Here is a 21,652-nt window from a genome sequence, read left to right as displayed (position 1 = left end):
CGGGACTGTTCGACCAGTCCCACGCGAGGAGGCCCGGAAGCGGGAGGGAGCGGTCGCGGGTGCGCGACCGGCGCCGGGGCGGCCTAGCCTCCGGCGAAGGGCGGCAGGATGTCCAGGACGTCGCCGTCGCGCAGGACGGTCGCCGGGTCGCGCAGCGCCACCTCGTTGAGCAGGAAGCTGCTGCGGTCCAGCACCTTCGCCAGCGACGGCGCGCCCGCGGCGCCAGGGCGTCCGCGCAGGTCGGCCAGCACGACCGACACCGCACGCCCGGCCGGCAGGCGTTCCTCGTCCACGCCGGATGCGGCCCTGGCCGCCCCGAAGTACCGCACCAGCACGTCAGCCACCGATGGCGCTCATCGACCGGTCGGGCTGGATGAAGTCCTCGGCGCCGAGGCCCGTGTGGTCCATGCCGTGTGCCCGGGGCTTCAGCCACATCGCCTCGCGCCAGCGCCGGGCGACGGCCTCGTCGTCCGCTTCCGAGCGCAGGAGGCCGCGCAGGTCCGTCTCCTCCCGCGAGAAGAGGCAGCTCATGACCTTGCCCTCGGCGGTGACGCGCGTGCGGCGGCAGTCGGCACAGAAGGGCTCCGTGACCGACGCGATGATCCCCACGATCCCGAGGACGACGTCGGGGGCGTCCTTCGCGCGGACCTCCCACCGTTCGGCCGGGGCGCCGTCGCGGTTGCGGGGGTCCGGGGTGAGGACGAAGCGGGTCTCGACGAGGGTGCGCATCTCGGCGGCCGTGACCATGCCCTCCTTCGTCCAGCCGTGGTCGGCGTCGAGGGGCATCTGCTCGATGAACCGCAGTTCGAAACCGCGGGCCACGGCCCATTCCACGAGGTCCGGCGCCTCGTGGTCGTTGATGCCCCGCATCAGCACCGCGTTGATCTTCACGAGTCCGAGCCCGGCGTCGGCCGCGGCCTCGATCCCTTTCAGGACACGGTCCAGGAACGGGCGCCGCGTGAGCTGGGCGAAGGTCTCGGGATGCAGCGAGTCCATGGAGACGTTGATCCGGGTGAGGCCCGCCTCCTTGAGCTGCGCGGCGCGGCGGTCGAGGCCCAGCGCGTTCGTCGTCATCGAGATGGGCAGCCCGGGGTGGTTCGTCCTGATGTCCCGGATGATGTCGAGGAGGTCGGCCCTGACGAGGGGTTCCCCACCCGTCAGCCGCAACTCCCGGATGCCGAGCCGATCGACCCCGATCCGGACCAGGCGCACGATCTCCCCGCGGGACAGCACCTGGTCCTTCTGCAGCCAGTTGAGGCCCTCTGCGGGCATGCAGTAGGTGCAGCGCAGGTTGCACTTGTCCGTGAGGGACAGGCGCATGTCCGTCGCCTGCCGGCCATGGATATCCATGAGACCGGAATCCGCGGCCCCGCGGGCAGCACTCGGCATTCCCAGTTGGATTCCCATGGAACGAGGGTACGCCCTCCGCGGTCCCGGACCCTACCCGGTGCCGGGGGCGGCCTCGGCCTTCCCAGCGGGGCTCCGGGCAGGTAGGGAGGCAGGGAGCGGGCATGCGGGAGGCAGCAGCAGGCCGTCGGGGAACGCGACGGCTGCCGCGGTCGTGTAACGGAGGATACCCCCGTCCGGCACCCGCCGTCGTCGTGGGACACGGAGGAGAGAGACCGATGGAGCGACAGCGGACGTGGGCGGCGGTCTCCGGGGTCCTCGCCGTGGGGCTCGGAGTGATCGGCGGTGAGCTCTCGGCCGCCGCCCTCAGCCCTTCGGTCACACCGGTGAGCGCGGTCGGTTCTTCGGTGGTCGACCTGCTGCCTCCCGGAGTGAAGGACTGGGCCATCGCCTGGTTCGGGACGGCGGACAAGGCCGTCCTCCTGGCGACGATCGCCGTCATCATCGCCGGTCTGGCCCTCGCAGCCGGTGTGCTCGAATACCGCCGGCCCTTCGCCGGACGGGTGGTCGTCGCGGGATTCGGCGTCGTCGGCACGTTCGCGGTCGCATCCCGCCCGCAGTCGTCCCTGGTGTCGTTCGTCGCGCCGGTCGTCGCCACAGTGGTGGCTGTCCTGGTCCTCGACGCCCTCGTGCGGGCGCTGCGGGCATGGTCCCGCAGCGCCGACGACGGCTACGCGGACCCGGCACCGGCGCGCCGCAGGTTCCTGCAGGGGGCCGGAGGCGCGGCCGTCGTCGCCGCAGCGACGGGAGCCGCCGCGACGGGCGTGCGCTCCTCCCAGTCCGCCGTGGCCGGCCGGCGGGCGTCCCTCACGCTTCCCCCGCCCGCCGAGGCCGTGCCCCCGGCCGAGGGGTCGTTCCTCCCCGGGGGAGCGGACCTGGGAATCGAGGGCATCAGCGACCTCGTGACGGCGACGCACGACTTCTACCGCATCGACACCGCCCTCGTGGTGCCCGTGGTCGACGCCGCCCGATGGTCCCTGAAGGTCACCGGACTGGTGGAGCGTGAGGTGGAGATCACCTTCGACGAACTCCTGGCCCTTCCGCTGATCGAGCGGTACGTCACGCTCGCCTGCGTCTCCAACACGGTGGGCGGGGACCTGACGGGGAACGCCCGCTGGCTCGGCTGGCCCGTCCGGGAGCTCCTCGCCCGCGCCGGTGTCCGTCCAGGAGCGGACATGGTCCTGTCGCGGAGCGTGGACGGCTTCACCGCCGGCACGCCGCTGGAGGCGCTGACGGACGGCCGGGACTCGCTGCTCGCGGTCGGCATGAACGGGCAGCCGCTGCCGGTCGAACACGGTTTCCCGGTCCGGCTCGTCGTCCCCGGTCTCTACGGATTCGTGTCGGCGACGAAATGGGTCACGGAACTCGAGGTGACCCGCTTCGCGGACGACAAGGCGTACTGGTCGACGCGCGGCTGGTCCGAGCGCGGGCCCGTCAAGACCTCCTCCCGCGTGGACGTCCCGCGATCGAATGCGACGGTCGCCGCCGGCGACGTCGTCATCGGGGGCGTGGCCTGGGCCCAGCACCGGGGGGTCGAGGCCGTCGAGGTGAGGGTCGACGGCGGCGCGTGGCAGCGTGCCGCCCTCGCCACGCCCATCTCCGCCGACACCTGGTGCCAGTACAGCGTGACGCTGCAGCTCGACGCCGGCACGCACAGCGTGCAGTCACGCGCGGTCGACCGCGACGGCGGGCTCCAGTCCGAGGCCTTCGCGGATCCCGCGCCCGACGGCGCGGAAGGACTGCACACGGTAACGTTCACCGTGTCCTAGACCACCTGCCGGTCCCCGCCCGACCGCGACGATCCCGTCCCGACGACGGCGCCGGTCGGCGCGGCCGAGACCTGCAGACGCGCGCGGAAGGCAGCCATGAGAAGAACAGTCGCCCAACACCAGGCCGCCGTCGCCGGTCTCCTGCGCTGGAGCAGCGGGTACGAGGCCGGCCCGCCCGACGTCCTCGGCCTTCCCGCGGCCCTGGGCCGGACGCTGGCGGAGGACGTCCACGCGCCGGTCAGCGTGCCGCCGTTCGACAACTCCCAGATGGACGGCTACGCGGTGCACGCTGCCGACCTCGCCGCGGCGTCCGCCCTCGTCGTCGCCGACGCCATCCCGGCAGGTTCCGTTCCGCCCGGACTGGAGGCCGGCACGGCCGCGCCGATCATGACGGGCGCCATGCTGCCCGCGGGCGCCGCCGCCGTCGTACCGATCGAACGGGCGGAACCGCCGCAGTTCTACTCCGCGGCGGACCGCCTCCACGGAGACGTGGCGGTACGGCTGCCAGGCGGCATCGAGGCGGGCCTGTTCGTCCGCCGTGCCGGCAGCGACATCGCCGCGGGCGACGTCGCGCTCGAGGCAGGGACCCTGCTCGGCCCCGCCCAGCTCGGGCTCCTCGCGGCCTGCGGGGTCGGCACGGTCCCCGTGCGTCCGCGGTTCCGCGTGCTGCTCCTGTCCACCGGGGACGAGGTCGCCGAGCCAGGCGCTCCGCTCGCTCCCGGAACGATCTACGACGCCAACACGACGCTCCTCGAGGCGGCCCTGAACGACGCCGGGGCCGAGGTCCTGCGCCACCGCCTCCTCGGCGACGATCCCGCCGTCCTCCGGGAGGCCTTCGGGGCGATCGCCGCAGGCAGCACCCACCTGATCCTCAGCACCGGAGGCATCAGCCAGGGCGCCTACGAGGTCGTGAAGCAGGCACTGGCCGACAGCAGCGTCGAGTTCTCCTCCGTCGCGATGCAGCCCGGTGGGCCGCAGGCCCACGGGACCATCTCGGGCATCCCGTTCCTCGGGTTCCCGGGCAACCCCGTGAGCGCCCTGGTCTCCTTCGAGATGTTCCTGCGCCCCGCCCTCCAGCAGCTCACCGGTTCGCCCGTGCCGCGCCTGGTGCTCGACGCCGTCCTGATGGACGCGGCACAGAGCCCCCCGGCCAAGCACCAGGTGCGTCGCGGTCTCTACCGCAACGGCAAGGTGGTGCTGGTGGGCGGGCCCGACTCGCACCTGCTGCACGCCCTGGCGTCGTCCAACTGCCTGGTGCACCTGCCCGAAGGGGTCGCATCGCTGCAGCAGGGGGACCACGTCGAGGTCACGCTCATCGGACCGGTGCCCGCGGATCCGTTCGCCGTCGAGGAACTGCTCGTCACGGAAGTGGCCGGCACTGATTGAATGGACTCCGCAGAAAGGACTCCATCATGAGCACACCACCACCCTCGGCGGAGGGGCTGTCCCACGTCCGTGCCGACGGCACCGCCCACATGGTCGACGTCTCCGGCAAGCAGGCGACCACGCGCCAGGCCGTCGCGGAATCGATCCTCGAGACCTCGCCCGACGTCGTCGCGCTCATCACCGAGGGGAACCTGCCCAAGGGCGACGCCCTGGCCGTCGCCCGTGTCGCGGGCATCATGGCGGCGAAGCAGACCTCCACGCTGATACCGCTGTGCCATCCGCTCCCGCTGTCCAAGGTCACCGTGGACTTCGAGCCCGACGGCGGCCGGGTCAGGATCACCGCGCTCGCGAAGACCACCGCGCTCACCGGCGTGGAGATGGAGGCACTGACGGCGGCATCCGTCGCGGCGCTGACCCTCTACGACATGATCAAGGCGGTGGACAAGCACGCGGTGATCAACGGCACGCGGGTGGTATCGAAGTCCGGCGGCAAGAGTGGAGACTGGAGCATATGACATCCCTCCGCACCGCAGCCGTCGTCATCGCCTCCACCCGTGCTGCGGCCGGCCGCTATGAGGACGAGTGCGGCCCCGCCATCGCCGACTGGCTCTACCGGCACGACTTCGCCGTGGCGGACGCGGTCGTCGTGCCCGACGGCGACGCCGTCGGCGCGGCCATCGGCGCCGCGCTCGAGGCCCGCCCCGCGGTGCTCATCACGAGCGGGGGGACCGGCCTGAGCCCTGACGACGCAACCCCTGAACAGACCGCCCCCTATCTCACACGCGCTCTTCCCGGGGTCATGGAGGCCATCCGCGCCGCCGGTGCCGGGAAGGTCCCCACCGCCGTGCTCAGCCGAGGCCTCGCCGGCACGGCGGGACCCACGTTCATCATCAACCTGCCGGGTTCGCCCGGAGGAGTGCGGGACGGGCTCGCCGTCCTCTCACCGCTCATCCACCACATCTGCTCCCAACTGGAGGGCCGCAATGACCACCGGTGACGTCGTCCACGCCGCTGTCGCAGACACCCCGATCACCCCCGAGCAGGCCCAGGCCGGTGTCGACTCCCCGCGCTGCGGAGCCATCGTGGGGTTCAGCGGCGTCGTGCGTAACCACGACGGCGGACGCGATGTCGTCTCCCTGAGCTACTCGGCGCATCCGAGTGCGGAGCGCATCATCCGCGAGGTGGCCGACGAGGTGGCCGCCCGGCACGACGGCGTGCGGATCTGGGTCGCGCACCGCATCGGGCCCCTGGCCATCGGCGACCAGGCGCTCGTCGCCGCCGTCGGGGCAGCGCATCGAGGGGAGGCCTTCACCGCCTGCTCGGAGCTCGTCGACCTCGTGAAGGAACGCGTACCCATCTGGAAGGAGCAGTTCTTCACCGACGGCAGCGTGGAATGGGTCGGCGCGGGGGCGTGACAGTAGGCTTGGCCCCATGACTGAACTCCTGCCCGTCGCCGTGCTGGGCGCCCGAGGCCGCATGGGCGCAGAGGCGGTCCGGGCCGTCGAGGCGGCTCCCGATCTGGACCTCGTCGCCGCACTGGGCAGCAGCGATCCACTCGAGTCCCTGGTGTCCGCCGGAGCCCGCGTCGTCGTGGACCTGACCGTGCCGGACGCCACGTTCGGGAACGTCCGGTTCGCCGTCGAGCACGGCATGCACGCCGTCGTCGGGACGACCGGCTGGACGGCCGAGCGCCTGGACCGGCTGCGGACGCTGCTCGCGGGCAGCCCCGGCACCGGAGTCCTGATCGCGCCGAACTTCGCGCTGGGCTCCGTGCTCGCCTCGGCCTTCGCTGCAGCGGCGGCCCGGTACTTCGAATCCGTCGAGATCGTGGAGCTGCACCACCCCGACAAGGTGGACGCCCCCTCGGGGACGGCGGTCAGGACCGCCCAGCTGGTGTCCGCCGCCCGGGCAGCGGCGGGAGTCCCCGCTGCGCCGGATGCGAGCCGCGACGTGCTCGACGGCGCGCGCGGGGCGAGCGTGGACGGTGTCCCCGTCCATTCGGTGCGGCTCCGGGGGCTCACGGCCCACCAGGAGGTGCTGTTCGGCAGCCCCGGCGAGCAACTCACCATCCGGCACGATTCCTTCGACCGGGCGTCGTTCATGCCCGGTGTGCTCCTCGGTGTCCGCTCGGTGGCGCAGCACCCCGGCCTGACCGTGGGCCTCGACGGTTACCTAGACCTGCAGACCGGCGGGAACCCACGATGAGGACCGCCGTGGGACTCTACCGGCAGCACAAGGTCAAGCTCGGTGTCCTGCTCGTCACGGCGCTCCTCGTGTTCTGGCTGGCCGTGGCCTTCCAGCGCAGTTTCCTGCTGCTCGGCGACCCGGACCCGGTGGCCAAGGCGATCGGCGCCGCGTACCTCCTCCTGCCGTGCATCGGTGCGTGGGCGCTGATCCGGGAGCTGCTCTTCGGAGCCCAGACCCAGCGCATGGCGCGGCAGCTGGAGGGCGAGGGCGGACTGCCCGTCGACGACCTGCCCAGGACGCCGGCCGGGCGCATCGTGCGCTCCGCCGCCGACGACGCCTTCCCGGCGTACCAGGCGGAGGTGGAGGCCGACCCGGAGAACTGGCGAAGCTGGTTCCGGCTCTCCTGCGCCTACGACGCCGCCGGCGACCGCAAGCGTGCCCGGAGCGCCATGCGCGACGCCGCGAAGCTGTACCGGCCGCACGGCACGTCGCGCTAACCGGACGAGCCGCGACACCGGTCGAGGTGTGGGGACGCGTCGTGGGGCCCGGACGCGGGCCTAGCGTCCGGCGTCGATCCGGCCCTCTCGTGCCGCATTCGCCGCGCCCGACGCGAGCAGTTCCAGCGGGCCACGGGACCGGACCCGGTGGAACAGGATGCCGATGCCGATCGCGATGACGACCTGCAGCCAGAAGAGCTGCAGCGGATCGGGCAGGGGAACCAGCTGGTCGGCCCAGCTCATGGCGCAGATGTGGAGGCTGTAGAGCGTCAGCGTCATGGCGCCGGGCGCCGAGAGGGGCAGCAGCGCGGAGGGGAACCGGCGTGTCAGCAGGAGGCAGGCCGCGACGGCGGCTGCCGCGCAGCCTGCGACGTGCACGAGGTCGAAGGTCGTGCCCGAGTGCGGCGCGCCGACCGCGAGCCACCACCAGGAGCCGGACTGGTCCACGCCGGTGAGCCCGACGTCGAGCATCGCCTCGAGCGGATAGCGGCTGCCGTCCGGTGTCTCGAGGAGTGCCGCGAGGCCTCCGCCCGGCCCGAGCAGCTGAGCGCTGACGAACTTCGCGGCGACCGCGGCGGTGATCCCGGCGCCGAGGAGTCCCAGCTGCACGCCGAGCCGCGAGAGGTCCAGCCGTCCGATCACCATGCCGACCAGGATGAAACCGAGCCACTGCACCACGGGGTAGTAGCCCGTCAGGAAGATGTCCGCCGCCAGCGTCCCCGGCACGAGGAAGTGCTCGAAGACGGGATTGCCGCCCAGTGACGGCGGGTCCACCGTCGCCGCGACCACCGGCCGGAGCAGGTACGCCGCGACGGGCGCGAGCAGCAGCCACCCCGCAGCCCAGGCGGCGAGCGCCCGGAGCCGGAGGCCGGTGAAGGGCAGTGCGAGGAGGAACAGCACGCCGTAGTGGAACAGGATGATCGCGATGTTCGTCTCGACGCCGCCGAGGACCAGCCCGATCAGTGCGATGATCACCGCGCGGACGGCGATGCCCCTGCGCTCCGCCGACAGCGTCCGGTCGCGGTGGGGTGACCGCCCCCCGGTGAGGAGCGCGAGGCCGATGCCGGCGACCACGGCGAACAGGCCCGATGCGCGGCCGGAGAAGAGCAGTGCGGTCCAGGTGGGATCGACGGTGCCCGGGGTGTACAGGGGCAGGATGTGCGTGCTCATCATGCCGAAGAGCGCCACTCCGCGGGCTGCGTCGATCCCGGTCAACCGCCGGGGGGCGGGCTTCGTGTGCATCCGGCCATCGTCCCACAGGCGCCCTCGCCCAGCCTGTGCACGGGACCGTCATCCACCGTGGAGTCCGGCTCCCGGGCCGGCCGGTCCCACCTGCCCCCGTGTGAACGGGTAACGTTTTACCCATGGTTGAAACCCCCTCGCGCAATCTCCCGTTCGGCTCGCTCGTCACCGCCATGGTCACGCCGTTCACCGCCGATGGCGGGGTGGATCTCGATGCGACGGCGGCCCTCGCCGCGAAGCTCGTCGACGACGGCTGCGACGGCCTGGTGGTGTCCGGCACGACGGGGGAGACCTCGACCCTCGAGGATTCGGAGAAGGAGGACCTCTTCCGCGTCGTCGCGGAGGCGGTGGGGAACCGGGCACGTGTCATCGCAGGCACGGGGACGAACCACACCTCCCACTCCGTGGAGATGGCACGGCGGGCGGAGCGGGCCGGTGCCCATGCGCAGCTCGTCGTGACGCCGTATTACAACAAGCCCACCCAGTCCGGTGTGCTCGCGCACTTCACCGCCGTCTCCGAGGCGAGCGACCTCCCGATCATGATCTACGACATCCCCGGCCGTTCCGGCATACCCATCACCACCGAGACCATGCTCCGTCTGGCCGAGAACCCGAAGATCGGTGCTTTGAAGGACGCGAAGGCGGACTTCGCCGCCATCACGCGTGTCCTCGCCGCCACCGACCTCGATGTCTACTCGGGCGACGACGGACTGACCCTGCCGTGGATGGCCGCCGGTGCCGTCGGCGTCGTGAGCGTCAGCGCGCACGTCGCGACCGCCGCGTTCCGCGCCCTCGTCGACGCCGCAGCCGCCGGGGACTTCGCCGAGGCACGCCGCATCCACTTCGAGCTCGACCCCGTGATCCGGGCCGTGATGACCCACCTCCCGGGAGCCATCTCCGCCAAGCACATCCTGCACCTGCAGGGCGTGCTCCCGCATGCCGTCGTGCGCCTGCCCCTGGTCGAGCCCGACGATCGCGAAGTGGCACCCGTCCTCGCCGACCTGGCGGAGGCGGGCTGGGACCTGGAGCCGGCCGGCGGCCGCGGGGAGATCCGGGCATGAGTGACGCGGCCGGCGTCGGACCAGCACTCCGGGCCCTTCCGCCGGCCCTCGAACCGGGAACGCTGCGGGTCGTGCCGCTCGGAGGACTCGGCGAGATCGGCCGCAACATGGCGGTCTTCGAGATCTCCGGAAAGCTCCTGATCGTGGACTGCGGGGTACTCTTCCCCGAGGAGACCCAGCCCGGGGTCGACCTCATCCTGCCCGACTTCTCGTACATCCAGGACAGGCTCGACGACGTCGTCGGGCTCGTCCTCACGCACGGCCACGAGGACCACATCGGCGCGGTACCGTACCTGCTGCGCCTCAAGGCCGACATCCCCGTCATCGGTTCGCAGCTCACCCTCGCGCTCATCGAGGCGAAGCTGCAGGAACACCGCATCCGTCCCTACACGCTCACGGTCTCGGAAGGGCAGATCGAGCAGTTCGGCCCCTTCGAGTGCGAGTTCGTCGCGGTCAACCACTCGATCCCGGACGCCCTCGCGGTCTTCATCCGCACCGAGGCCGGGAACGTCCTGCACACGGGCGACTTCAAGATGGACCAGCTGCCGCTCGACGGCCGCATCACCGACCTGCGGGCCTTCGCCCGCCTCGGCGAGGAGGGCGTCGATCTCTTCATGGTCGATTCGACCAACGCGGACGTCCCCGGCTTCACGACGGCGGAGCGCGAGATCGGCCCCGTCCTCGAGAACCTGTTCGGGCAGGTCCGCAAGCGGATCATCGTCGCGTCGTTCTCCTCGCACGTGCACCGCGTGCAGCAGGTGCTCGACGCCGCCCACGCCCACGGGCGCTTCGTGTGCTTCGCCGGACGATCCATGGTCAGGAACATGGCCATCGCCGCGAAGCTCGGGTACCTGAAGGTGCCGGACGGCATCCTCGTGGACATCAAGAACGTGGACGACCTGCCGGACGACCGCGTGGTCCTCATGTCCACCGGGTCGCAGGGCGAACCCATGGCCGCGCTGTCCCGCATGGCCAACGGCGACCACCGCATCACGGTGGGCAAGGGCGACACCGTGATCCTGGCATCCTCGCTCATCCCGGGCAACGAGAACGCGGTCTACCGCGTCATCAACGGGCTGCTGAAGCTCGGCGCCGACGTGATCCACAAGGGCAACGCCAAGGTGCACGTATCAGGACATGCGGCGGCAGGGGAGCTCCTCTACTGCTACAACATCCTGAAGCCCAGGAACGTCATGCCCGTCCACGGCGAGACGCGGCACCTCATCGCCAACGGCAAGCTCGCACAGCAGACCGGCGTCCCGGCGTCGAACGTCCTGCTCACCGACGACGGATCGGTCGTCGACCTCGTGGACGGCAGGGCGCGCGTGGTGGGAGCCGTCGAGTGCGGTTACGTGTACGTGGACGGCTCGAGCGTCGGGGAGATCACGGACGCCGATCTCAAGGACCGCCGGACCCTCGGCGAGGAGGGCTTCATCTCCATCATCACGGTCGTGAACCGCACCACCGGCAGGATCGTCTCCGGCCCGGACATCCACGCCCGGGGTTTCGCCGAGGACGATGCCGTCTTCGACGAGATCAGGCCGAGGATCAGCGAGGCCCTCGAGGAGGCGGTGATGACCAACGCGGACCACACGACCTACCAGTTGCAGCAGGTGGTGCGCCGGGTCGTGGGGACCTGGGTCAACCGGCGTCTCCGTCGGCGTCCCATGATCATCCCGGTGGTCCTCGAAGCCTGACGCAGCAGGCCCGCGCCGGCGGCGTCCTGACGGGCGTCGCCGGTGCGGCGGGCCCCCCGGCCATCGGAAATCCGACGATTCGGGGGAGCCTTCCGGTACCGTGAGGATCATGGCCACTCGAACGTCCCCTGCCCCGCGGGGCCAGCAACAGACCCGCAGCAAGGGAGCGTCCGCGGCTGCAGGACCGTCCCGGAGCAAGGCACCGGCGAAGGCGGCGGGCCGCGCCCCCGCGAAGACCCGGCAGGTCCCGGTACCCCCCGAACCGCAGCACGAGGACCACCTCGCGCTTCCGCTGAGGGCCGTCAGGGCCGTCTGGATGGGCATGGCGCGCGTCGTCGCCTCCGGCGTGCGAACCTTCGGACACGACGTCAATCCCGACCGCGACGTCCGTCGGGACGGCTCGGGCTTCTTCCTCCTCCTGCTCGCCCTGGCCGTCGCGACCGTCGAGTGGTGGGCCCTCACCGGTACCGCCGCCGATATCGTGCATGCCGCCGCGGGCGGCACCGTCGGCTGGATGGCCCTGCTCGTACCGTTCATGCTGGGCATCGGAGCGGTCCGCCTGTTCAGGTATCCCGAGCGGCACCGCGCCAACAACCGCATCGCCATCGGGCAGCTCGTCATCCTGTTCGGCGGTTCCGGCATCGCGCACCTCGTCGGCGGGCGGCCGGGCCTCGCGGACGGACTGGACGCGCTGTGGCGTGCCGGCGGCGTCGTGGGGTTCCTCGTCGCCGGGCCGCTCAGTGCCGTCCTCACGGCGTGGCCCGTCGGGATCCTGCTCGCCGTCGGGATCTTCCTGGGCCTCCTGATCGTCACGGCCACGCCCTTCCGCCACATCCCCTCGCGCCTGCGCACGCTGTACGAGCACCTCATGGGCCAGGACCCGAACGACGCCGGACACCGGCGCGACGACGGCCACGACCAGAGCTACCTCTACGAGACGCACGGTGCGGCGGCAGTGAAGCCCGAGCCCAAGCGGCGCAAGCGTCTGTTCGGCAAGGACAGGGCGGACGCGCCGTTCGACGCGGAGCAGGAGCCCGACTGGGACGGCTACGTCGGCGACGAGGCGTTCGAGCGCGCCGTGATCGAGGACGAGGAGCGCCGCGCACGCGAGGCCGAGGCAGCCGTGCCGCCGGGTGTCCGCCGTCCGACCAAGCAGGAACTCGCAGCCGAGGAGCTCAAGCGGTCGCAGGGCGCCCGGATGCCGGCGCCGGCGGAGCCCGAGCGGGTACCCGAGGGCGCCACCGAGGCGATCGACGTCGTCCCCGCCGCGAAGGCGCTGATCGTGCCCTCCACCCCGGTGCAGCCGCAGGTCCCGCCCACGCCCATCCCGCAGCGCACCGAGCAGCTCCAGCTCGCCGGCGATGTCGCCTACACCCTGCCGCCCTCGGACTACCTGCCGGCCGGCACGCCTCCGAAGGAGCGCTCGGAAGCCAACGACGCCGTCGTCGCCGCCCTGACCCACACCATGGACCAGTTCAACGTGGACGCGAAGGTCACCGGCTTCTCGCGCGGCCCGACGGTCACCCGCTACGAGATCGAACTCGCACCGGGCACCAAGGTGGAGCGGGTGACCGCCCTGTCGAAGAACATCTCCTACGCCGTCGCCAGCTCCGACGTACGCATCCTCTCGCCCATCCCCGGCAAGTCGGCCATCGGCATCGAGATCCCCAACACGGACCGCGAGACCGTCTCCCTCGGTGATGTCCTGCGCTCCGGGAACGCCCGCAAGACCGACCACCCGATGGTGATGGGCGTCGGCAAGGACGTCGAGGGCGGGTTCGTCGTCGCCAACCTCGCCAAGATGCCCCACCTCCTCGTGGCCGGTGCCACGGGCGCGGGCAAGTCGTCCTTCGTGAACTCGATGATCACGTCCATCCTGATGCGCTCGACGCCCGACGAGGTGCGCATGGTCATGGTGGACCCCAAGCGCGTGGAACTCACCGCCTACGAGGGCGTCCCGCACCTCATCACGCCCATCATCACCAACCCGAAGAAGGCCGCGGAGGCGCTGCAGTGGGTGGTCCGCGAGATGGACACGCGCTACGACGACCTCGCGAACTACGGCTACAAGCACATCGACGACTTCAACAAGGCGGTCCGGAACGGCAAGGTCGTCCCGCCCGAGGGATCCAAGCGCGTGGTGCGGCCCTACCCGTACCTCCTGGTGATCGTGGACGAGCTCGCTGACCTGATGATGGTGGCACCGCGCGACGTCGAGGACTCGATCGTGAGGATCACCCAGCTCGCGCGCGCCGCGGGCATCCACCTCGTCCTCGCGACCCAGCGGCCGTCGGTCGACGTCGTCACCGGCCTGATCAAGGCGAACGTCCCGTCCCGCATGGCATTCGCGACGTCATCGGTCACGGACTCTCGCGTGGTCCTGGACCAGCCGGGCGCCGAGAAGCTGATCGGCCAGGGCGATGCGCTGTTCCTGCCGATGGGCGCGTCCAAGCCGATGCGCGTGCAGGGCGCCTGGGTCACGGAGTCCGAGATCCATCGCGTCGTCGAGCACGTGAAGGGCCAGCTCCAGGCCGTGTACCGCGAGGACGTCGCCGTGGAGGCGCCGAAGAAGCAGATCGACGACGATATCGGGGACGACCTCGACGTGCTGCTGCAGGCCACCGAGCTCGTCGTCACGACGCAGTTCGGTTCCACCTCGATGCTGCAGCGCAAGCTGCGCGTCGGTTTCGCGAAGGCCGGGCGCCTCATGGACCTCCTCGAGTCACGCGGCGTCGTCGGCCCGTCCGAGGGATCCAAGGCCCGCGACGTCCTGGTCAAGCCCGACGACCTCGAGCCCGTCCTGGCCGCGATGCGGGGTGACGAGCCGCCCGCCCGTCCCCGTGCGGCTGCCGAGCCCATCGACCTCGTCGCCGACGACCTCGCGTCCCGGACGCAGGCCGTGGAGTACCACGACGGCGCGGACGGTTCCGGGGACGACGAGGACAACGATGCCTGGAACCTCACCGGCAGGTAGCCTGACATGGTGAGTAGCTCCCCGAGCCCGGCGGTGCCGGTCCTGAACATCGCGAACGTCCTCACGGTCGTGCGCATCCTGCTGGTGCCGTTCTTCATCTGGTTCCTCCTGCTCGACGACGGGCGTGCCGGGCTGTTCCGATGGCTCGCGGTCCTCACCTTCGTGGTCGCGATCTACACCGACAAGCTCGACGGCGACCTCGCCCGCAGCAGGGGCCTCATCACGGACTTCGGGAAGATCGCGGACCCCATCGCGGACAAGCTGCTCATCGGCTCCGCCCTGGTGCTCCTGTCCGTCCTCGGCGAGCTGTGGTGGTGGGTCACCCTCGTCATCCTGGTCCGGGAGCTGGGCATCACGCTGCTGCGCTTCGCCGTCATCCGGTACGGCGTCATGCCGGCCTCGAGGGGCGGCAAGCTGAAGACGGTCGTCCAGACCGTCGCGATCCTGCTGTTCCTCATCCCGCTGCAGTCCATCGCGGGGGAGTGGGCATGGTGGCCTGCCGCTGCCGTCATGGCGGCAGCGGTGATCATCACGGTGGTGACCGGCGTCGACTACGTCCTCCAGGCGATCCGCCTGCGGGCGGGCGCCCGCAGGTGACTGCCGCCGGTCCCGCGTCCGACGTCGTCGCACTGGCCACCCGGCTCGGCCTCACCGTGGCCACGGCCGAGTCCCTGACGGCGGGAATGGTGGCCTCCACGATCGCCGCCGTCCCCGGCGCCTCCGCCGTCCTCCAGGGCGGCATAGTCGCCTACCAGGTCCCGGTCAAGCAGAATCTCCTGAAGGTCGACGGAGATCTTCTCGCGACGGCCGGCGCCGTCGACGCGCGCGTCGCCGCGGCCATGGCGGACGGTGCCCGGTCGGCGCTGTCCGCCGACATCGGCATCTCGACCACGGGTGTGGCCGGCCCGACGTCCCATGAGGGCAAGCCCGTCGGTACCGTCTTCACGGCGATCTCGACGGCGTCCGGCACCCGGGCCTTCGAACACCACTTCACCGGCGGGCGGGAGGAGATCAGGTGCGCGTCCCGCGACGCGGTGCTCACCGAGCTCCTCGGTGAGTTGTCCAAGGGAACAAACAGCGACCGAGGGTAGTTATAAACTGTGCCGGCCGTTGATAGGGTGGGCGACTTAGGCTCAAGCAGGTCGGGCAGGTCATCATCACGTGGCGCAGCCCGATCCGGGCGGTGCCGCATACATGAGGGAGCAAGGCGATACAGATGGTAAAGCAACCCGTATCCGTAAACGGCGTGGTCCGTTGGCGTGATGTGGGGTTGGCAGAGGATGCACAACGCAAACCCAAGGAGCGCAAAATGGTAGTTCTCCGCCATGAGATCGGCGACGTCCTCCGTGACGTCCGCCAGCGCCAGGGCCGCACCCTGCGTGAGGTGTCGCACAGTGCGAGGGTTTCCCTCGGATACCTCAGCGAGGTCGAGCGCGGACAGAAGGAAGCATCCTCCGAACTCCTCTCATCAATCTGCAGTGCACTCGAGGTGCCGCTTTCCTCGATGCTGCGGGAAGTCAGCGACCGCCTCGCAGAAGCAGAGGGCGTGTCCATCCCGGACACCATCCCCCAGGACTTCTCCCGTGAATTCGGGGAAGGCCTCACCGACGAACTGAACGACGACTTCCGTCGGGGACTCGCGGCGACCAACCGCTAGGCCCCACGACAAGGAAGGCCCGTCCCCGAAGGGACGGGCCTTCCTGCTGTCTCCTACCAGTTGTCCTTGGTGTAGGTGTTGTTCAGCTGGGCGATGAGCGTGCCGAGCCGGGTCAGGTCCTCGACATCCCAGTCCTCCATGAGCTGATGGAATGCCTGTTTGCGCGCGGTCTGCGCAGCGACGAGCTGCCGTGTCCCTGCCTCCGTCAGCGAGATGGCCTGCGCCCGCCCGTCCAGGGGATCCGCTTCCTTCTGGACGAGTCCGAGCTGTTCGAGCATCGCGATCTGGCGGCTCACCGAGGGCTTTCCGACGCCCACGCTGGCGGCGATGTCCGTGAGGCGCATGGATCCCTCGCGCTGCAGGATCACGAGGAGGCCGTAGGCGGCCGGCTCCATGTCCGGGTGCACGCGGCGGGCCACCTTGTACGAGTTCGATCGGGCTCGGCGCCACAGCATGCTGAGCTGCTGCTCGAGGGCCTCGATGGCGGCGTCGGTGTCGGCATCTTCCCCGGGATAGGCTGCAAGGCCCGGGCCGGTGTCGGTTGTGCTCGGCTTCGCGTTCATGGGCCAATTGTAGGGTTCCGCAGGAGCGGTGACACCATGCAACACCGTCCGTTCCCGCGGATCGGGTTGCTTCGGGCAGGAGAGGCCGGTACAAGGCGTCCGGTACTGCGCACTCCGTCGTGCAGGACGCGGGACCGACGGCTGCGCCGGCTTCGGTACGCAGAATGGAGGGGGCGTGGCGGCACGGAAGGTGCACCGCGTCCCGATCGGACGATGAGAGCAGGGACAGGACATGCGGTTGAGCGACTTCTGGCGACTGATGGATGACGAGTTCGGCGAGGGGTACTCGCGAACCCTCGCCCGTGACCTCGTCGTGGACCAGCTGGGTGACAGGACCGCAGCCGAGGCGCTCGGTTCAGGCGTGGACCCGAAAGCCGTATGGGAAGCGGTGTGCCGCGCGCAGGACGTGCCGCGGGAGCGGTGGCTCGGTCGGGACGTGAAGCCCCGCTGAGCGGCATCCCGGGGACGTCCCGCCCGGCCGTGGGACGCGCCGGGCTCCCGAGGAATAATCGAATACCTGTTCGGATCGGGATATGATGATGGTGGAGGCGGCGCGCTCTTATGCACATAGCGGCGGACCCACCTCAAACTGTCGGCGCAGGCTACTACAGTCGAATTCGAACATACACACCGGCCCTTCGGGCCATGAACAACCGAGGTGAAGAATGGCCGCTCCAGACCGCGAGAAAGCTCTTGAAGCTGCTCTCGCCCAGATCGACAAGCAGTACGGCAAGGGTTCCATCATGCGTCTCGGTGACGAGACCCGGGCGCCGATCGAGACCATCTCCACGAGTTCCATCGCCCTGGATGCCGCTCTTGGCATCGGCGGTCTTCCGCGCGGCAGGATCGTCGAGATCTACGGACCGGAATCGTCCGGTAAGACCACCGTCGCCCTGCACGCTGTCGCCAGCGCACAGCGCAACGGAGGCATAGCAGCCTTCATCGACGCCGAGCACGCCCTCGATCCGGAGTACGCGAAGAAGCTCGGCGTGGACACGGATGCGCTCCTCGTGTCGCAGCCGGACACGGGCGAGCAGGCGCTCGAGATCATGGACATGCTGATCGGCTCCGGCTCGATCGACATCGTCGTCATCGACTCCGTCGCTGCGCTCGTACCCCGTGCCGAGATCGAGGGCGAGATGGGTGACAGCCATGTCGGCCTGCAGGCCCGCCTGATGAGCCAGGCCCTCAGGAAGATCACCGGCCGCCTGAGCCAGACCAAGACCACCGCCATCTTCATCAACCAGCTGCGCGAGAAGATCGGCGTGTTCTTCGGAAGCCCCGAGACCACCACGGGTGGCAAGGCGCTGAAGTTCTACGCGTCCGTCCGCATCGATGTGCGCCGTATCGAGACCCTGAAGGAAGGCGTGAACCCGGTCGGCAACCGGACCCGCGCCAAGATCGTCAAGAACAAGATGGCGCCGCCCTTCAAGCAGGCCGAATTCGACATCCTGTACGGCCACGGGATCTCGCGCGAAGGCGGCCTGATCGACGTCGGCGTCGAGAACGGCCTGGTCAAGAAGTCCGGTGCCTGGTTCACCTACGACGGGGACCAGCTGGGGCAGGGTAAGGAGAATGCCCGGAAGTTCCTCAAGGACAATCCTGATCTGGCCGACGAGCTGGAGCAGAAGATCAGGGTCAAGCTGGGCATCGGGGTGCAGGCTGAAGAGCCGGAAGCTCCCAAGCTCAAGGCCGTCAGCGGCGAGTAGCCCGCGTGTCATCGGATGCTGGGCCGGAGCCGGTCGAATGGGGAACCTCGTTCGGCCGGTTCGGCTCGGCCGGTTCGGCTGATGTCCCCGGCTCCGAGCAGGCTCCCCGCAGCCCTGCGACGAAGCGACAGGGGCTGACCCGGTCCGCTTCGTCATCGTTCGGCGATCCCCGGGCGGGCGGAGCAGGGTGGGGTTCTCCCCGCGCTCCTGGCCGTCGCCGGAGAACCTCGGGACGCCCCCCTGCAGATGATCCTTTCGGCCCGGTCGTCGGCTCGTCCGCCGAGGGCGCCGATGACACCGATGACGGCTCGGGCCATTCCCGCCGCCGGGCTTCCCGTCGGGAAACGACCTCGGGTGGCAGGTCCGGGGGCGGACGTTCCGCGCGCAGCAGGGCAGGTGAAGGTGCCGCGGGCGGGTCCCGCGCACGGCAGCGCAGCGTCGGGCGCAACGGGTCCGCCTCGGCGGAGTCCCCGTCCGAAGGTGCGGGGCCGGAGGCAGCGGAGCCGCACAGGAGCGATGAGGAATGGGCGTCCATGGCGCGCTCGATCCTGCTGCGGCAGCTGGCTCTCGGCGCACGGAGCAGGCATCAGCTCGACCGCAAGCTCGCCGAGCGGGATGTCCCGCCGGCGGTGGCCTCGGCATTGCTGGACCGCTTCGAGGAAGTGCAGCTGATCGACGACGCGGAGTTCGCCCGGATGTGGGTACGAACGCGCACCGCTGCGAAGTCCCTGTCGCGAACCTCCCTACGGCGCGAGCTCTCCGAGAAGGGCATCGACGCGGAGCTCGCGGAAAGCGCCCTCCTCCAGATCTCCGACGAGGACGAGCACGACCAGGCGCGCGAGGTCGTCCGCCGGAAACTCCGGAGCGGAGCCGACCTCTCGGACCGTGCAGCACGCGACAAGGAGATGCGCCGGCTCGTCGGCGTGCTCGCCCGCAAGGGATACAACCCCGGAGCCGCATTCTCCATCGTGAAGGACGTTCTCGCGGATGCCGGGAGGCCCGATGACTAGCGCCGGCGATTGTGGGCGTCCATGCCGCCGGCCGTAGGCTTGGACGCGTGAGCATGACACTTCCCGTCTCCCCGGATGAGACCACCGGCGCCGGTCCCGCCGGCCGGCGCACCTACGAGGTGCGTACCTTCGGCTGCCAGATGAACGTGCACGATTCCGAGCGCATCTCCGGACTGCTCGAGGGCGCCGGTCTCGCGCGCGTCGAGGGCGGCCAGGCGGACGTCGTCGTCTTCAACACCTGCGCGGTCCGCGAGAACGCGGACAACAAGCTGTACGGCAATCTCGGGATCCTCAAGGCGGTCAAGGAAGCACGTCCCGGGATGCAGATCGCGGTGGGCGGCTGCCTCGCGCAGAAGGACAGGGAGACCATTCTCAAGAAGGCGCCCTGGGTCGACGCCGTCTTCGGAACGCACAACATCGGCGCCCTGCCGGCCCTGCTGCAGCGGGCGCGGCACAACCAGGATGCGCAGCTCGAGATCCTCGAATCCCTCGACGTCTTCCCCTCGACCCTGCCGACCAGGCGCGAGTCCGTCTACGCCGGCTGGGTCTCCATCTCCGTCGGCTGCAACAACACCTGCACCTTCTGCATCGTGCCCTCGCTGCGCGGCAAGGAGCGGGATCGCAGGCCGGGGGAGATCCTCGCCGAGATCGAGGCACTCGTGGCCGACGGCGCCGTGGAGGTCACGCTCCTCGGACAGAATGTGAATTCGTACGGTGTGGAGTTCGGGGACCGGGGGGCCTTCGCCAAGTTGCTGCGTGCCTGCGGCTCCATCGAGGGCCTCGAACGGGTACGCTTCACGAGCCCCCACCCGGCAGCCTTCACCGATGACGTCATCGACGCGATGGCCGAGACGCCGAACGTGATGCCCCAGCTGCACATGCCCCTGCAGTCGGGTTCGGACCGTGTACTGAAGGCGATGCGCCGCTCGTACCGCTCCACCCGCTTCCTCGGGATCCTCGAGCGCGTGCGGGACCGCATGCCCCATGCGGCCATCTCGACCGACATCATCGTCGGGTTCCCCGGCGAGACCGAGGAGGACTTCCAGGCGACGCTCGACGTCGTCGCGGAGTCCCGATTCGCCACGGCCTTCACCTTCCAGTACTCCCGCCGTCCCGGAACGCCCGCTGCCGACCTGCCCGACCAGCTGCCCAAGGCCGTCGTGCAGGAGCGCTTCGAGCGGCTGACCTCCCTCCAGGACCGCATCGCACGCGAGGAGAACGCCCGCCAGGTCGGCAGGCTCGTCGAGGTCCTCGTGACCGACCAGCAGGGCCGCAAGGGCGGCGAGACCCACCGGCTGACGGGCCGCGCACGCGACCAGCGCCTCGTCCACTTCTCCGTCCCGGGCGGTGCCGATGTCCCGCGGCCGGGTGACTTCGTGTCCCTGCCCATCACGGAGGCGGCGTCGTTCCACCTCCTCTCCGATCCGGCTCCGCACGAGTACACGCTGCGTCGCTCGCGCGCGGGCGACGCCTGGGACAGGAGCCAGGCGGACTCCTGCGGCGTCCCTGCGGCGTCGGACGGTGGTCCCCGCGCCGTATCCCTCGGCATGCCGGCACTGCCCGTGCGGGGAAGCGCCCTTTGACCCTTCCTGTCGTCGCGGTCGTCGGGCCCACGGGTTCGGGCAAGTCCGAGCTCGGCATCGCGCTGGCGCATCGGCTGGACGGGGAGGTCGTCAACGCCGACGCCCTGCAGTTCTACCGGGGCATGGACATCGGCACGGCCAAGCTGTCCGTGGAGGAGCGGCAGGGCATCGAGCACCATCTCCTCGACATCCTCGACGTCACCGAGGAAGCCAGTGTCGCCGCCTACCAGGCGGAGGTCCGACGGATCATCGACGGTATCCGGGATCGAGGGCACGTCCCCATCCTGGTCGGCGGCTCCGGCCTCTACGTACGGGCGGCCCTCGACCGGCTGGAATTCCCGCCCACGGATCCGGACGTCCGGACCCGCCTCGAGTCCGAGCTCACGACCGAGGGACGCGCGGCGTTCCGGGAGCGCCTGCGCGCCGTCGATCCCGCATCGGCCGAGAGGATCGAGGACGACCGCCGGCTCGTCAGGGCGCGGGAGGTGTACGAGATCAGCGGGCGCCCCTTCAGTGCCTTCATGCCGCGCCGCGAGTACCAGCAGGCCACCGTGCAGATCGGTCTTGCCGTGGACCGCCAGATCCTGCGCGAGCGGCTCGCCGAGCGCGTGCACGCGATGGTGAGGGACGGCCTGGGGGCCGAGGTCGAGCGCCTTGCCGCCGTCGGGATCAGGGATGGCCGGACGGCGTCCCGGGCCCTCGGCTACGGGCAGTTCCTCCAGGTCCTCGACGGTTCCATGACGGAGGCGGAGGCCGTCGAGGACACGATCGCGGCGACGCGGCGCTTCGCCAAGCGCCAGCTGACCTGGTTCCGGGGCGATCCGCGCGTGGCCTGGACGGACTGGCGGGCGCCCGGGCTGGCGGATCAGGCGGTCGAGCTCGTCCGGCGGCACGGGGACATATCCTAGGA

Annotated in this window: 22 protein-coding genes; 18 read left to right on the top strand and 4 right to left on the bottom strand. The window is 70.4% G+C overall.

The window, feature by feature from the left end; genetic code table 11:
- Nucleotides 1–83: 83 nt before the first annotated feature.
- Complete coding sequence (locus AC1MFI_RS16935; protein WP_479820935.1) at nt 84–335, bottom strand: MoaD/ThiS family protein; 252 nt, start codon at nt 333–335, stop codon at nt 84–86.
- Nucleotide 336: 1 nt separating this feature from the next.
- Nucleotides 337–1,407 (bottom strand): GTP 3',8-cyclase MoaA, encoded by a 1,071-nt coding sequence (gene moaA / locus AC1MFI_RS16930; RefSeq protein ID WP_479818394.1) that lies wholly within the window; start codon nt 1,405–1,407, stop codon nt 337–339.
- A gap of 218 nt (nt 1,408–1,625) precedes the next feature.
- On the opposite strand from moaA, the gene AC1MFI_RS16925 reads away from it, so the two are divergent.
- From AC1MFI_RS16925 to AC1MFI_RS16895, 7 genes are all read left to right on the top strand, one after another.
- Complete coding sequence (locus AC1MFI_RS16925) at nt 1,626–3,176, top strand: molybdopterin-dependent oxidoreductase (protein WP_479818392.1); 1,551 nt, start codon at nt 1,626–1,628, stop codon at nt 3,174–3,176.
- 96 nt (nt 3,177–3,272) lie between these two features.
- Nucleotides 3,273–4,562, top strand: a complete 1,290-nt coding sequence (locus tag AC1MFI_RS16920; protein ID WP_479818390.1) for a molybdopterin molybdotransferase MoeA — start codon at nt 3,273–3,275, stop codon at nt 4,560–4,562.
- A gap of 26 nt (nt 4,563–4,588) precedes the next feature.
- The gene (gene moaC / locus AC1MFI_RS16915; protein ID WP_479818389.1) at nt 4,589–5,077 is read left to right on the top strand and encodes a cyclic pyranopterin monophosphate synthase MoaC; all 489 of its coding nucleotides are present in this window, start codon (nt 4,589–4,591) and stop codon (nt 5,075–5,077) included.
- A complete protein-coding gene (locus AC1MFI_RS16910) occupies nt 5,074–5,559 on the top strand; it encodes a MogA/MoaB family molybdenum cofactor biosynthesis protein (protein ID WP_479818387.1) in 486 nt (161 codons plus the stop codon). Before moaC ends, AC1MFI_RS16910 begins: the two co-directional genes overlap by 4 nt.
- Nucleotides 5,546–5,977, top strand: coding sequence for a molybdenum cofactor biosynthesis protein MoaE (locus tag AC1MFI_RS16905; RefSeq protein WP_479818385.1), 432 nt, complete (start codon nt 5,546–5,548; stop codon nt 5,975–5,977). Before AC1MFI_RS16910 ends, AC1MFI_RS16905 begins: the two co-directional genes overlap by 14 nt.
- A 16-nt stretch (nt 5,978–5,993) precedes the next feature.
- Entirely contained in the window at nt 5,994–6,767 is a 774-nt protein-coding gene (gene dapB / locus AC1MFI_RS16900; protein WP_479818383.1) for a 4-hydroxy-tetrahydrodipicolinate reductase, read from the top strand.
- On the top strand, nt 6,764–7,246 hold the full coding sequence (locus AC1MFI_RS16895; protein ID WP_479818381.1) for a hypothetical protein: 483 nt from the start codon (nt 6,764–6,766) through the stop codon (nt 7,244–7,246). Before dapB ends, AC1MFI_RS16895 begins: the two co-directional genes overlap by 4 nt.
- A gap of 60 nt (nt 7,247–7,306) precedes the next feature.
- Here AC1MFI_RS16895 and AC1MFI_RS16890 read toward each other — a convergent pair whose 3' ends face one another.
- Nucleotides 7,307–8,488: a heparan-alpha-glucosaminide N-acetyltransferase domain-containing protein gene (locus tag AC1MFI_RS16890; RefSeq protein WP_479818379.1), complete on the bottom strand. Its 1,182-nt coding sequence runs from the start codon at nt 8,486–8,488 to the stop codon at nt 7,307–7,309.
- A gap of 122 nt (nt 8,489–8,610) precedes the next feature.
- Here AC1MFI_RS16890 and dapA point away from each other — a divergent pair, with 122 nt between their 5' ends.
- From dapA to AC1MFI_RS16860, 6 genes are all read left to right on the top strand, one after another.
- Complete coding sequence (dapA, locus tag AC1MFI_RS16885; protein WP_479818377.1) at nt 8,611–9,549, top strand: 4-hydroxy-tetrahydrodipicolinate synthase; 939 nt, start codon at nt 8,611–8,613, stop codon at nt 9,547–9,549.
- Nucleotides 9,546–11,246, top strand: a complete 1,701-nt coding sequence (locus AC1MFI_RS16880) for a ribonuclease J (RefSeq protein ID WP_479818375.1) — start codon at nt 9,546–9,548, stop codon at nt 11,244–11,246. Before dapA ends, AC1MFI_RS16880 begins: the two co-directional genes overlap by 4 nt.
- 109 nt (nt 11,247–11,355) lie before the next feature.
- Nucleotides 11,356–14,220 (top strand): FtsK/SpoIIIE family DNA translocase, encoded by a 2,865-nt coding sequence (locus tag AC1MFI_RS16875; protein ID WP_479818373.1) that lies wholly within the window; start codon nt 11,356–11,358, stop codon nt 14,218–14,220.
- A gap of 6 nt (nt 14,221–14,226) precedes the next feature.
- Nucleotides 14,227–14,817, top strand: a complete 591-nt coding sequence (gene pgsA, locus AC1MFI_RS16870; RefSeq protein WP_479818371.1) for a CDP-diacylglycerol--glycerol-3-phosphate 3-phosphatidyltransferase — start codon at nt 14,227–14,229, stop codon at nt 14,815–14,817.
- Entirely contained in the window at nt 14,814–15,311 is a 498-nt protein-coding gene (locus AC1MFI_RS16865) for a CinA family protein (RefSeq protein WP_479818369.1), read from the top strand. The genes pgsA and AC1MFI_RS16865 overlap by 4 nt, the downstream gene beginning before the upstream one ends.
- 125 nt (nt 15,312–15,436) lie before the next feature.
- The gene (locus AC1MFI_RS16860; protein WP_479818367.1) at nt 15,437–15,877 is read left to right on the top strand and encodes a helix-turn-helix domain-containing protein; all 441 of its coding nucleotides are present in this window, start codon (nt 15,437–15,439) and stop codon (nt 15,875–15,877) included.
- Between the two features lie 53 nt (nt 15,878–15,930).
- On the opposite strand, the gene AC1MFI_RS16855 is transcribed toward AC1MFI_RS16860, so the two are convergent.
- A complete protein-coding gene (locus AC1MFI_RS16855) occupies nt 15,931–16,440 on the bottom strand; it encodes a MarR family winged helix-turn-helix transcriptional regulator (RefSeq protein WP_479818365.1) in 510 nt (169 codons plus the stop codon).
- 232 nt (nt 16,441–16,672) lie between these two features.
- Here AC1MFI_RS16855 and AC1MFI_RS16850 point away from each other — a divergent pair, with 232 nt between their 5' ends.
- From AC1MFI_RS16850 to miaA, 5 genes are all read left to right on the top strand, one after another.
- Complete coding sequence (locus AC1MFI_RS16850; protein ID WP_400483255.1) at nt 16,673–16,891, top strand: DUF3046 domain-containing protein; 219 nt, start codon at nt 16,673–16,675, stop codon at nt 16,889–16,891.
- 214 nt (nt 16,892–17,105) lie between these two features.
- The gene (gene recA / locus AC1MFI_RS16845; RefSeq protein WP_400483256.1) at nt 17,106–18,149 is read left to right on the top strand and encodes a recombinase RecA; all 1,044 of its coding nucleotides are present in this window, start codon (nt 17,106–17,108) and stop codon (nt 18,147–18,149) included.
- Between the two features lie 533 nt (nt 18,150–18,682).
- Nucleotides 18,683–19,159, top strand: a complete 477-nt coding sequence (locus AC1MFI_RS16840) for a regulatory protein RecX (RefSeq protein WP_479818363.1) — start codon at nt 18,683–18,685, stop codon at nt 19,157–19,159.
- A 53-nt stretch (nt 19,160–19,212) separates the two neighbouring features.
- Nucleotides 19,213–20,742: a tRNA (N6-isopentenyl adenosine(37)-C2)-methylthiotransferase MiaB gene (miaB, locus tag AC1MFI_RS16835; protein ID WP_479820934.1), complete on the top strand. Its 1,530-nt coding sequence runs from the start codon at nt 19,213–19,215 to the stop codon at nt 20,740–20,742.
- Entirely contained in the window at nt 20,739–21,650 is a 912-nt protein-coding gene (gene miaA, locus AC1MFI_RS16830; RefSeq protein ID WP_479818361.1) for a tRNA (adenosine(37)-N6)-dimethylallyltransferase MiaA, read from the top strand. Before miaB ends, miaA begins: the two co-directional genes overlap by 4 nt.
- The last annotated feature ends 2 nt before the right edge of the window (nt 21,651–21,652 follow it).

It is taken from the genome of Arthrobacter sp. BC5 (assembly GCF_056680255.1).
The sequence above is the reverse complement of the archived record's forward strand: the minus strand, read 5'-3'. Positions and strand labels throughout refer to the sequence as shown.